This is a genomic window from Mycobacterium sp. MAA66, from assembly GCF_041261665.1.
Taxonomy (GTDB): domain Bacteria; phylum Actinomycetota; class Actinomycetes; order Mycobacteriales; family Mycobacteriaceae; genus Mycobacterium.
Genome location: NZ_JBGCCC010000001.1, coordinates 362,811 through 374,699, shown reverse-complemented (window position 1 = coordinate 374,699; position 11,889 = coordinate 362,811). Strand labels below are relative to the sequence as shown.

At 65.4% G+C, this 11,889-nt stretch carries 14 protein-coding genes; 5 read left to right on the top strand and 9 right to left on the bottom strand.

The genetic code is table 11. The features are described from left to right. Position 1: 1 nt before the first annotated feature. The 4 genes from ABIA30_RS01840 to ABIA30_RS01825 are packed head-to-tail and all read right to left on the bottom strand — an operon-like array spanning position 2 to position 3,688. On the bottom strand, positions 2–790 hold the full coding sequence (locus ABIA30_RS01840; RefSeq protein ID WP_370061541.1) for an HpcH/HpaI aldolase/citrate lyase family protein: 789 nt from the start codon (positions 788–790) through the stop codon (positions 2–4). Continuing rightward, positions 787–1,755, bottom strand: coding sequence for a zinc-binding dehydrogenase (locus ABIA30_RS01835; RefSeq protein WP_370061540.1), 969 nt, complete (start codon positions 1,753–1,755; stop codon positions 787–789). Before ABIA30_RS01835 ends, ABIA30_RS01840 begins: the two co-directional genes overlap by 4 nt. A gap of 2 nt (positions 1,756–1,757) precedes the next feature. Beyond that, on the bottom strand, positions 1,758–2,933 hold the full coding sequence (locus ABIA30_RS01830) for a cytochrome P450 (protein ID WP_370063222.1): 1,176 nt from the start codon (positions 2,931–2,933) through the stop codon (positions 1,758–1,760). A gap of 50 nt (positions 2,934–2,983) precedes the next feature. Continuing rightward, entirely contained in the window at positions 2,984–3,688 is a 705-nt protein-coding gene (locus ABIA30_RS01825; RefSeq protein ID WP_370061538.1) for an NIPSNAP family protein, read from the bottom strand. Positions 3,689–3,763: 75 nt separating this feature from the next. Here ABIA30_RS01825 and ABIA30_RS01820 point away from each other — a divergent pair, with 75 nt between their 5' ends. Next, the gene (locus tag ABIA30_RS01820) at positions 3,764–4,606 is read left to right on the top strand and encodes an SMP-30/gluconolactonase/LRE family protein (RefSeq protein ID WP_370061536.1); all 843 of its coding nucleotides are present in this window, start codon (positions 3,764–3,766) and stop codon (positions 4,604–4,606) included. Continuing rightward, positions 4,599–5,405, top strand: a complete 807-nt coding sequence (locus ABIA30_RS01815; protein WP_370061534.1) for a thioesterase family protein — start codon at positions 4,599–4,601, stop codon at positions 5,403–5,405. Before ABIA30_RS01820 ends, ABIA30_RS01815 begins: the two co-directional genes overlap by 8 nt. Here the strand turns inward: ABIA30_RS01815 and ABIA30_RS01810 are convergent. Beyond that, positions 5,402–6,133 carry a YoaK family protein gene (locus ABIA30_RS01810; RefSeq protein WP_370061532.1) on the bottom strand — a complete coding sequence of 244 codons (732 nt, stop codon included), beginning with the start codon at positions 6,131–6,133 and terminating at the stop codon, positions 5,402–5,404. The two genes, ABIA30_RS01815 and ABIA30_RS01810, sit on opposite strands and share 4 nt — an antisense overlap. Before the next feature lie 35 nt (positions 6,134–6,168). Between ABIA30_RS01810 and ABIA30_RS01805 the strand changes: the two genes are divergently transcribed. Then, positions 6,169–7,509, top strand: coding sequence for a hypothetical protein (locus ABIA30_RS01805; protein WP_370061530.1), 1,341 nt, complete (start codon positions 6,169–6,171; stop codon positions 7,507–7,509). 14 nt (positions 7,510–7,523) lie between these two features. Here the strand turns inward: ABIA30_RS01805 and ABIA30_RS01800 are convergent, their stop codons facing one another. Both ABIA30_RS01800 and ABIA30_RS01795 read right to left on the bottom strand, forming a co-directional pair. Next, entirely contained in the window at positions 7,524–7,715 is a 192-nt protein-coding gene (locus tag ABIA30_RS01800) for a ferredoxin (protein ID WP_370061528.1), read from the bottom strand. A 20-nt stretch (positions 7,716–7,735) separates the two neighbouring features. Next, positions 7,736–8,968 carry a cytochrome P450 gene (locus ABIA30_RS01795; protein WP_370061526.1) on the bottom strand — a complete coding sequence of 411 codons (1,233 nt, stop codon included), beginning with the start codon at positions 8,966–8,968 and terminating at the stop codon, positions 7,736–7,738. Positions 8,969–9,052: 84 nt separating this feature from the next. Between ABIA30_RS01795 and ABIA30_RS01790 the strand changes: the two genes are divergently transcribed. Further along, positions 9,053–9,574, top strand: a complete 522-nt coding sequence (locus ABIA30_RS01790) for a TetR/AcrR family transcriptional regulator (protein WP_370061524.1) — start codon at positions 9,053–9,055, stop codon at positions 9,572–9,574. 26 nt (positions 9,575–9,600) lie between these two features. Here the strand turns inward: ABIA30_RS01790 and ABIA30_RS01785 are convergent, their stop codons facing one another. After that, positions 9,601–10,029: an ester cyclase gene (locus tag ABIA30_RS01785; protein ID WP_370061522.1), complete on the bottom strand. Its 429-nt coding sequence runs from the start codon at positions 10,027–10,029 to the stop codon at positions 9,601–9,603. A 56-nt stretch (positions 10,030–10,085) separates the two neighbouring features. On the opposite strand from ABIA30_RS01785, the gene ABIA30_RS01780 reads away from it, so the two are divergent. Next, on the top strand, positions 10,086–10,589 hold the full coding sequence (locus tag ABIA30_RS01780; RefSeq protein ID WP_370061520.1) for a MarR family winged helix-turn-helix transcriptional regulator: 504 nt from the start codon (positions 10,086–10,088) through the stop codon (positions 10,587–10,589). A 113-nt stretch (positions 10,590–10,702) separates the two neighbouring features. Here ABIA30_RS01780 and ABIA30_RS01775 read toward each other — a convergent pair whose 3' ends face one another. After that, the gene (locus ABIA30_RS01775) at positions 10,703–11,878 is read right to left on the bottom strand and encodes a CaiB/BaiF CoA transferase family protein (RefSeq protein ID WP_370061518.1); all 1,176 of its coding nucleotides are present in this window, start codon (positions 11,876–11,878) and stop codon (positions 10,703–10,705) included. Positions 11,879–11,889 lie beyond the last annotated feature (11 nt).

Here is an 11,889-nt window from a genome sequence, read left to right as displayed (position 1 = left end):
CTCAGCGGTAACCTCCGGCGCCGTTTCGATCGTCGGTCGACTCGGAACCGGTTGCCTCCCTGAGATGTTCGGCTGCGCCCCGACGCAGGGCCGCAGACTCTGATGCCAGGGTCAGCATCCGGAATCCCATGGCCGACGCAGTGTTGCCGATCGTCCCGGATCCGGCATGCACCGCAGCGACCAGGCCGGCTGCGTTCACCGCGGCGGCAATCCCGCCGATCTGGTCGAGCACGGCCGGATCGCGCCAGGCCTCGGCGACCGTACGTCCCATCGACACCGACAGGTCCGCGGGGCCGACATACACCCCCGAAACCCCCGGGACCCCAAGGATTTCGGGTAGCGCCGCGACGCCCTTGACGGTCTCGATCATCGGGAAGACACTGACCCGGTCCTGCAGGGCACCGATGTCGTGACCCAGCGAAGCGCGCAGCGGACCGAAGCTTCGAACGCCCTGCGGTGCATACCGCGTGGCCGCCACCGCGGCGGCGGCCTGGTCGGCGGACTCCACCATCGCGATGATGACCGCGTCGGCCCCGGCATCCAGCACCCGCCCGATAGCTGCCTGATCCACCGAAGGCAGCCGAACCGCGGCGGCGATCGGCACATGTTCCAACCGCCGCAACATCCGCGCAGCATCGACGTCGTCGAGATACCCGTGCTGCAGATCCAGACCGACGTAGTCATACCCGGCGGCAGCGAACTCTTCCGGGCCCGTGATGGTTGGACCGACCACCCAGCCACCCCAGATCGGACCGCCCGCGGCCAAGGCGTCCTGCAGCCGCGAGCTCATGCGGTGATCGCGATCTTCACGCGGGCCGGGTCGGGCCGGCTTGCCAGTTCGAAGGCGTCCTGGGTCCGCTCAACGGTGAAGACGTGGGTCAGATACCGCGGCAACAGATCGGGGTGCTGACGGGCAAACACGTTGGCCGCCAACAGCACTCGACGTCGGTCCAGGGTCACACCGGCTTTGAGCGTCAGGTTGTTGCGCAGCAGGGTACGCATGCTCATCGGGTAGCTGTCGTCGTCGGGCACACCGAAGTAGAACACGGTACCGCCGACTGCCGCGGCGTCCAGCGCATGGTTCAGGGTTGCGACCTGATGCCCCACCGCTTCGATCACCACGTCGGCCTTGTCGGCGGCAGCCAATGCGCTGACCCAGCGGTCGCTGGTAGCGCGCACAGCGGTGTCCACGCCGAACGCGCCGGCGATCGCCGACCGGTCGACCGGGTCGACCCCGGTGACGTGCACTGCCCCAGCGACTTTGGCCAGGTAGGCGAACAGCAGTCCGATCGAGCCCAGTCCGATCACCGCAACCCGTTTGCCCGTCAGCTCCGGCAGTTGTTCGACGGCATACATCACGCAGGCCAGCGGTTGCAGGCCCACCGCCAGCTCCGGACTCAGCGTCGGATCGTATGCGACCAAGCCATTTCCGTCGGTCACCACGGTGTCCATCAGGCCGTTGAAGCCCGACGCCCAGCCGACCACCCGGTCGCCCACCCGATGGTCCGGATGCCGGCTGGCCATCACCACTCCGGCGATCTCGTGGATCGGGAAGCCGTTCATCTCCGCCGCGCACGGTCCGGTGTCGCCGGGCAGTTTGCCTTTGGTGCCCTTGAACCCGGGTATGTCACTGCCGCAGATGCCGGCGGCGGCCAACTTGAGCAACACCTGCCCGTCCGGCAAGGTGTCGGGGTCCGGCTCCGGAATGTCCATTCGCTCAAAGGTGTACGGCGCGACCAGTCGGTAGCACCACATGTTCAGACCTCCACCCCGACGTTGTTGAAGCCCCATTGGAAGCTGGACGGTGGACGGAATGCGGCGCCGGGATGTATGTGAAACTCCCCGACCCGCTTGAGCCATTCAGTGACCAAGATGGTGATCTCTAGTCGCGCCAGGTGTACGCCGAGGCAGAAGTGCTGCCCACGACCGAAGGACAGCAACCGCGCAATCGGCCGGTTCCAGATGAAGAGTTCGGGTTTGTCGTATTCACGTTCGTCGCGGGCAGCCGAGCCGAGCAGGGTGATGATCCGCTGTCCCGGGTTGATAGTGGTGCGGTGAATGGTGAACGGGCGGCGCACAGTTCGGGCGAACCACTGGGCGGGGGCGCAGTACCGGATCATTTCTTCGCGAGCGACCGGAACGTTGGTGTCCAGGTCCTCTCGGACTGCGGCCAGCTGCTCGGGATGGCGCAGCAGTTCCCACAGGCCGTGCGCGACGACCTTGGGCACGGTCTCGGTGCCGCCGATGAACACCCCCAGCAGCTGCACCGCGGCTTCGGTGTCGGTGAATTCGGACCCGTCCGGCAGCCGGTAATCCAGCAGGGCGTCGACGATCTGCAGGTTGCCCTCACGCCGGCCGGCCCGCCGCTCGCCGACCAACGGCGTCAGATACTCCAGGTAGCCGGGCCGGGCATTGCCGATCTCCACCCCGGCGCCCGGTTCGGCCAGGCTCCCGGCGTTGACGCTGGCCAGCACCTCCGGCGCAAGTTCCGTTGGCAGACCCAATAATTCGCACACCACCGATGCTGCGACGACTCCGCCATAGTCTTGCGTGAGGTCGAAATCTCCTTGCCGCAGCAGCACGTCGAGGCGCTGGTTGGCCAGTTCGCGGATGCGGTCGGCCAGCTGGTTCACCGATCGTGGCCGGAACTGCGTCGCGGTGCACCTGCGCACGTCCTCGTAGATCGGTGAGTCGAAATTGGCGTGAAACGGCATGGGGTGCCACGCCGGGTCGACCACCGGTCCGTCGTTGTGGCCGGCCAGCACATCAGCAGCGGGCAAGGTGCCTTCAGAAGCCACGAACGTGCCGTCGTTGAGCTCCAGCACAGTCCAGATGTCCTCAAACCGGGAAAGCGCGTAGGTGTCCCACGCCTCGACGTAGTACACCGGGTGTTCGTCGCGCAAAACCTGGTAGAACGGATGCGGATCGGCCATCACCTCGGGAGCGAACGGATCATACGTGAACCCTTGCACCGCAGTGCTTTTCACTGCAGAGGTGAGGGCGGCAGCGCGGACATGATCGAGTCTTCCCAGCCGTCGCGCAGCGCCGGGGCCATACTCATCCAGGTGACGATCTCCGCCGGCGGGTTGCCTTTCCAGGACGGATAGTGGTTCTCGAAGCAATCCCAGTCGCCATCCAGTGCCCAGTAGTGGATGACCTCGTTGAAGCGGAAAGTGGTGATGAACGAGCCCAGCCACCGCTTGCCGGTGGATTCCGACCACGGCACGTACAACCGCTCCAATTCGCGAATGTAGTCGTCCTGCTTACCCGGCTTGGTCTCCATGACTTCCTGAATCACCAGTCCCGCACCGAAATTCGCCTGCTGAAGCTGCGCCAGGGTGCGGTTGTACTTGCCGGCGTACATGATCCGGCCTTCGCCGCGCGCACCCACCGAAGCCAGGAACCCCGCCCACTGCCCGGCCTGACGTTCGTGACTGCCGCCATGGCCCTGCGCCCTCCCGATGCGGGCGTAGTCGGCGAACGCGTCGATTTCCCAGATCGTGGTGACCTGCGGCCAGTGCCCGTTGTATCGGGTGGTCTCCCACATCGCGAACAGTCGTGCGTCCAGGTCTTCCATCATCGGGCGGTAGACCTCGCCGAATACCGCGAGAAATCCCTCGACCGACCCGGCACCCAGGTCGATGGTCTCGTGCAGGTACATCAGGGTGTGGCCGTAGAACGTCTTCATGACACGCCACCGGTGGTTGACAGTCGCACCCTGCGAGCGTGACACTCAGGGCATGATTTGTAAAGGTACGCCGCGATGAGTGTCCAAGCCGAACCGGTGCCGACAATCCAACTCGCCGGTGGGTTCTGCTTCGGTGAAGGCCCCCGCTGGTTCGAAGGTCTGTTGTGGTTCTCCGACATGCTCGGCGAGGCCGTGCACACGGTGAACCTCAGCGGCGCCATCACCACGCTGCCGCTGCCCGGACATCGCCCGTCCGGCTTGGGTTTTCGGCCCGACGGCACCCTGCTGATCGTGTCCGCCACGGCCCGCCAGGTGCTGCGTTACGACGGTGACAGCGTGGAACTGCTGGCCGACCTCAGCGGCCTGGTATCTGCCGATCTGGGAGACCTGGTGGTGACCGACGCCGGCCGCGCCTACATCGGATCACAAGCCCGCGAAACTGGCGTCGTGGTACTGATCGGCGCCGACGACACGGTGCGTGTGGTGGCTGAGGGGCTGGACTTCCCCAATGGCATGGTCATCACCGCCGACGGCTCGACGTTGATCGTCGCCGAGTCGACGGGCCGGCGACTCACCGGGTTCAGCATCGCCGACGACGGCGCCCTGTCGGATCGGCGGGTATTCGCCGACGGACTGGACGGACCACCGGACGGCCTCGCCATCGACAGCCACGGTGGGGTGTGGGCCGCGCTCACGCTGGCCCATCAGTTCCAGCGCATCACCGAGGGCGGAACCGTCACCGACCGTATCGACATCGGCGAACGGATGGCCATCGCGGCGGCGTTGGGTGGCCCCGAGGGCAAGACGCTGTTCCTGGTCACCACGCACGACTGCCATCCCGATCGGATGATCGGTACGAACCAGTCGACGGTGGAGGCACTGCTGGTCGAGGTACCGGCACCGGGTTCAGATGTCTGATTCGTACTACGAACTGCTCGATCCCGCGGACGAGAACGGCGAGAAGTTCCGCGCCACCGATATGGTGCGCGGCACCTGGTCGGCCGACATCCAGCATGCCGCCCCAGTGTCGGCGCTACTGGTCCGCGCGCTGGAGAACTGCGAACGCCGCACCGACACCCGACTGGCCCGCGTCGCCGTCGATCTCATGGGCGGGGTGCCCGCCGAAGGCGATCTGTGGGTGCGGGCGCAACTGGAGCGGCCCGGTAAGCAGGTCGAGCTGGTCGGCGCCCAGATGCTGGCGCCGGGTCCCGACGGTGCGCCCAGAGTCGTTGCGCGGGCCGGCGGCTGGCGCATGCTGCAGCTGGACACCAGCACGGTCGCACAGGACGCGGACGTCCCACTGGCACCGCTGGAACACGCGAAAAGCCGTGACATGGCGAAGAATTGGCAGCCCAACTACGTGCACAGCATCGACTGGCGCTGGCTGACGGTGCCGCTGTCCCCGGGTCCGGGTGAATCGTGGTTGAGCCCGACGGTCGATCTGGTCAAGGGCGAATCGATGACGCCGTTGCAACGGCTGTTCGCGGTGGCCGATGACGCCAACGGCATCGGCTCCAAGATCGACATTCGTAAGTACACATTCCTGAACACCGATCTGGTGGTGCACATCCATCGACTGCCCGACGGTGAGTGGATCGGCATCCGCGCCGACACCAGTTACGGCCCGGACGGTATCGGCACCACGGTGGGCACGCTGTTCGATCGGGCCGGTGCGGTCGGGCACATCCAACAGTCGGTCTTGGTCCGGCCTCGCTAACTGCGCTGCGGCACCTTGTCCCAGCGGACGAAGGTGTACAGCGTGGTGGCCCCACAGATCAGCCCGACGACCCCGATCAGCTGGGGACCGGTGGAGTGTTCGGCCAGGACACCACCGATCGCCGCACCGAACAGGAACGAGCAGTACAGCGCGACATAGCCCAGCCAGTCGTAGATGGTGCCGTCGCCACAGAAGTGCCGCTCCAACCCCTGGCCCAGCTTGACCAACGTTCCGGTGACGTAGCTCAGCGGCACCGAAACCTCACCGTTGCGGATGAAGCTGGTGTTCAGGGCACCCACTGAGAACGAGACCATGAGGATTCCGGTGAAATCCACTTCCTGGTAGTCCCAGCCGTCCTCGATCAGTTCGACAATCGCGGCGACCACCAAGCCGAACGTGGCCAGCAGGGTGGCTCCGTGCGGATGGTTCTTCCAGTACTTGCGGCGCAGATACGACGCGGCGAACACACCCAACAGAAACATCACAATGAGCCAGATCGCGGCCTCCGGGCCGGCGCCGGCTACCTTCTGCCGACCGGCAACGGGGAACCAACCCAGTACCGCACGCTCGGTGTTGCCGGTCATGAAGGTGACGAAGTAGCCGGCACTGTGCAGGAAGGCCACCGCGCCGATCATGCCCGCCAGCCAGGCCAGCAACCACGACAACCGGGCCTCCAACCCAACGGCCGCTTCCCGACTCACCACGCGGTCAACAGACTGATCACTCACCGGGACATTATGAACGGCCCGGGTACCATCGGCGCATGACCGGACCTGACAACACCATCGACTACCTCGACCAGGGGTCGTTCATGGGGCTGCGAGCTCTGGGCCGTGGTCCGGTCATCCAGTTCACCTGGATCTATGACCGGCCCGTCGATCTGGATGGGTTACGCCGGTTGCAGCGCAATCTGGGTGAGGGCGGCCTACTGGGACGCCGTATCGAGCGTTCGCCACTGCCGTTCGGCCGCCACCGGTGGGTGAGTTCGCCGGGTCCGGTGAATCTCGACGTCGCAGCGCAGGTCCGCAGCCGCGCCGATGCCGGTGACTGGGCGGACGACCGCGTACATCTGCCGGTCGACCCAGAGCAGGGACCTGCCTGGCACCTCGGCGTACAGCCGCTGGAAGGCGGCGGTTCCGTTGCGTCACTGGTGGTGTCGCACACCATCGGTGATGCGTTGGCGATCAGCGAGGCGGTCGCCGACGCCATCGACGGGGTTCCCCGCGACCTCGGTTATCCGCTGCCGGGGTCGCGCACCCGAGGCGAAGCGGTACGTCAGGATATGCGTCAGACCATTCGCTCGGTGCCCAGTTGGTTCGCCGCGGTGGCCGGCCTCGCCCGTATCGCCCGCGAGCAGAAGAGCGACCTGGCGACCTCGGCGCGAACGACCTCGGCTCCGGTGACCACTGGCACCGAGGCACCGGTACGGCTACCGACCGTCACGCTGTACGTCGAGACCGAGACCTGGAATCGGCGTGCGGAAAGCCTTGGCGGGACCAGCAATGTGCTGTTCGCTGCCTTCGGGGCGCGGCTCGGGCAGGTCATCGGACGTGTGGATGACGACGGCCGGGCAATGCTGTCGTTCCCGGTCAGCATCCGCTCCGCCGGCGACACCCGGGGCAACGCGTTGACCACCATCACCGTGATGACCGACCCAGCGCCGGTCGACACCGACTTGAGTGAATTGCGCAGCGGCATCAAGCAGGAACTGGCCGGTGTCGATGAATGGACGACGGTGATGATGACGCCACTGCCGTTGACTCCGCTGGTCCCCAAGTTCGCGGCCCGGCGCCTGGAGAAGATGGTGCTCAAGGTTGGCAAACCCATCGGCTGTTCGAATATCGGCACCATCGCCGGTGCGGTGAACCGGCCAGACGGCACCGACGCCGATCGCATGTCGATCCGGATGATCGAGCCTGGGCTGACGTCGGCCGACCTCGAACGACTCGGCGGGCATCTGTTCCTGGTGGCCGCGCAGACAGCTCGATTCACCTCGGTCACCGTCACCGGGTGGACTCTCGGCACCGCCAATGACAAAGACGCACTGGGCAAGTCGGTGCAACAGACGCTGGACGAGCTCGGTCTGACGGGCACCGTCGAGTAGTGCGCGCGGGCGCACTAACCGATCAGCCGCAGCGCCGCCGCCGGGCACTGGGTGACGACCCGCTGCATGCGCTGCCGATCGCTTTCGGGGCGCTCAGCATCGTGGATGCGCACAGCACCGTCGTCCTGCACTTCGAAGATCTCGTCGGCGATGGACTCGCAGATGCCGTGGCCGGTGCACTTATCCAGGTCGACCTCGATACGCATGGTTGCCCCTCCTCGAACGATCAGGCCAGGTGCGCCGGGACACGTTTGATGCCGTGCACGAAGCTGCTGTACAGCAGGTCGGGCTGGCCAAGCTCGATGGTCTTCAATCGAGTCAGCAACTCCCGGAACAGGTTTCGCAGCTCAGCCTTGGCCAGTTGGTTGCCCAGGCAGAAGTGCGGGCCACCGCCACCGAAGCCCATGTGCGGGTTGGGTGAACGCTGCAGGTTGAACTCCTCCGGCGCCTCGAACACGGCGGCATCGCGGTTGGCCGAGCAGTAGAACAGGCCGACTTTGTCGCCGGCCTTGATCGGCTGGCCGGCGATCTCGGTGTCCTCGGTGGCGAAGCGGGCGAACTGCATGACCGGCGTGGCCCACCGGATGAACTCCTCGACGGCCAGGTCGATCCGGCCCTCGAGATCCTCCATCAGCCAAGCCAATTGAACCGGATTGCGGTGCAGCGCCAGCATGGCGTGGGTGGTGGTCTGCTTGGTGGTGTCGTTGCCCGCCGAGGCCAGCAGGATCAGGAACGCGCCGATCTCCTCGTCGGTGAGCCGGTGACCGTCCACCTCGGCATTGACGATCGCGGTCATCAGGTCATCGCCCGGGTTGGCGCGGCGGTACTTGGCCAACTCGACGCCGGTGCCGGACAGCAGCATGATCTCGTTGATGGTGTCGGCAGCGCGTTCCTCGAGTGAGGAGTACTCGTCATCGCTCATGCTGAACAACTTCTCTGCGGCTTTGGCCAGTGCTTCGCGCTCGGATGGAACGACACCGAGCATCTCCGAGATGGTCATCATCGGCAGCCGCGACGAGCAGGCCTCGACGAAGTCGACGTCCCCGGCACCGACGAGATCGTCGACCACCTGCACCGCATTGTCGTGGATCTGCTGCTCGATCATCCGGACGTTGCGTGGGGTGAAGGCCGCGCTGATCAACCGCCGGTATCGGGTGTGCTCGGGCGGGTCCATGCTCAGGAAGAACGATGCGAATCGCTGCACGTCGGCGGGCATCGGATCGAGCGCAACGCCGTGAGCCGAGGTGAACAGCTCGGGGTGGTGGCTGACGTAGCCGATGTCGGCGCGTCGGGTCACCGCCCAGAAGCCGGGCTCCTCCATCGGGAACAACGACGGCAGCGGCCGGTGCCAGGTCACCCCCTTGCTCTGCCGCAATTGCGCAAAAGTCTTGTCGCGCTGGTCGAATGGCTGTTCCCAGAAAGCGTGGGACGTGATGTCCAACTCACTGACAACGCTCACCGGCGCCCCTTCCCGCTGCGGCCGACGATCGCGACCCTACTAAATTAGCGTGACACTTCGGCAATTTTTTGTAAAGCTTATGCCATGTCAACCGAGGCCGACACCACGCGCGAGCGGATTCTCGCCGCCACCGCCGCGGTACTCGGGCGTCAAGGCATGACCAAGCTCAGCTTGTCCGAAGTCGCAACCCAGGCCGGGGTCTCACGTCCGACGTTGTACCGATGGTTCGCCTCCAAACAAGAACTGCTCGAGGCCTTCGTGGAATGGGAGCGTTCGTTCTACGACCGCGGCGTGGCCGAGGCGACCGCGGGCCTGCCTCCTGCCGAACGACTCGATGCGGCACTGCGGGTCATCGTCGAATATCAGCGCTCCTATCCCGGCTTTCGGATGGTCGACATCGAGCCCGAGCCGGTCATCGCGCGCATGAGCGCCACGATGCCGGTGATGCGCGCACGCCTGCAACGGTTGATCCCCGGGCCGAACGCCGCCGAGATCGCGGCCACCATCATGCGAGTTGCGGTGTCGCACTATCTGGTTCGTAGTGACGACGAGGATCAGTTCCTCGAGCAGTTGCGCTACGCCGCGCGGCTCAAGAACCCCGGCTGAGCGCGCACCGCGTCGAAACCACTCGGTCAGATCGGTAGCGCTCCGAGTTGTTGTAGGACGGAATAGAGGTTGGCCACGCCCCAGTGGTCGGTGATCTTGCCGTCATGCACGCGCATCGCGTCGACCGTCTCGAACTGGACGCGCTTGCCGGTAGGAGCGATGCCGAGGAAATCGCCGTCGTGGACGCCGTGATAGACCTTGTAGGTCGTCACGACGTCGCCGTCGACGGCCTGCCAGTGGATTTCGGGCCGAAAATCGGTAAAGGCGTCGCGCAGTCGTTTGTAGAGCACCAGGACCCCGGCCTTGTCGGGCGTGGTCCCGGGCTGGGGGGTGTGGTCGACGAAGTCGTCCGCGAACAGTTCGTCGAAGAGCTCGAAATCGCCGCCGCCCTGGACTTCTTCGGTGTTGCGCCGCACCAATGCCTTGATGGCCTCGGGGGTATCGAGATCGGTCATTGCTGCCTGCCTTTCTGTTGACGTTGATCGGGGACGTGTCCTGCTAGCGTGTTGCTGTGGTGAGAAGGTCCGGGTGGCTCACTAAACGGGAAGCGCGAATCTGGCAGTCCTACCGCGATGTGCGGAGGGAATTGCAGGCCGCGTTCCACCTTCAGCTGTCGCGGCAAGAAGGCATCTCGGCCGCCGATTACGCCGTCATGGTGCCGTTGGCCGATGCCGCGAACGGACAATTGCGGACCAAGGACCTCGGTATCGCGCTGGGCTGGGACCGTAGCCGCACCTCGCATCAAGTCACCCGAATGGTCAAGCGGGGCTTGGTCGCTCGCGAGTTCTGCCAGGACGATGCCCGCGGTTCGATCGTTCGTCTGACCCCCGCGGGCAGGGCTGCCATCGAACACGCCGCACCCAACCACGTGGCACTGGTGCGGCAATTGTTCTTCGACCCGCTCTCCAAAGACGAACTCGACACCTTGAGTGAGCTGCTGGACCGGATGCTGGTCGCGATCCGTCAGTACACGACGGAGTACACCGACGTCGACCGTCATGTCGGAGAGGATTGACGGTCGACGGGCATGATCCTCACAACGCCGACGTTACGTAATCACATTCCTGATTGGTGACGTATCAGCAAAATATAGTCGAAGATCTATGGACCGCGCATCCCGAGAGACGCTCAGCGCGACTGCCGCAGCTCGGCGAGGATCTCCTCGGTGTGCTGTCCCAAGACCGGAGCCACCGACCGTGGCTGCCACGGGGTACCGGAGAAGTCGGCGGGTGATGCGACCATCGGAACACTCGAATTTCCTTCTGGTACATCGACAATTCCGCCGGCCGCATAGAACTGCTCGTCGGCGATGACATCATCGAGGCTGTTGATCGGCGACCAGAAGAAGTCGGGCTCGGCGGCGAACTCCTCGGCCCATTCGTCCAGCGGCCGGGTGGCGAAGATCGCGTCCAGCGCGGCGATCAACTCGCGGGCATTGACGAAGCGGTCGCGAGCGGTGCGGTACCGGTCATCGTCGAGCCAGTCCGCGCGCCCGATCGCGCGGCACAGCGAGGGCCAGTGCCGATCTCCCTGCAGACCGACGATCCAGAACCGTCTGCCATCGGCGGCGGCATAGTTGTTCATACATGGGTTGGCCATCGACTCACGCTGTCCGATCGCCACCTGCCGACCGGACAACAGCACGGTGTTCAGATCGAAGCTGATCGTATAGGCCCCCTGCCGGTACAGCGAGGTGGTGACCAATTGTCCTGCACCGGAACGGTTCCGGGCCAGCAGCGCGGCACACACGGCGGCGGCCAGGGTCATCCCCGACGAGTGGTCACCCATGCCCCCGCGCTGGAACGGCGGGGTGTCGCCCGGCCTGGTCAGCAGGTCTGCGATTCCGGCGCGGGCCCAGAATGCGGCCACATCGTAGGCAGCACGGTCGGCGTCGGGACCGTCCATTCCGTAACCGGTGATCATGCCGTACACCAACTGCGGCGCCAGTTCGGCGATGGTCGGATGGTCCAGCCCCAGCCGCTGCAGCGCGCCGGGACGCAAATTGGTGATGAAAACGTCTGCACTACAGAGCAGTTGGATGGCCGCTTCGCGGCCGTCCGGGGACGCCAGATCCAATACGATGCTGCGTTTGGAGCGGTTGTCCATCTCGAACGGCGGGTTGGCCGCGACGCCACCGTCCTGCTCCAATCCCAGCATCGCACCGAAAGTCCGCGCTGGATCACCGGCCGGTGACTCGATCTTCACGACGTCGGCACCCCAATCGGCGAGGATGGCCGCGGCGGCGGGCGCGGCCACCCACACACCGAGCTCGACCACCCGGAAGCCCTCCATCGGTCCGGCCATACCCAAACCCG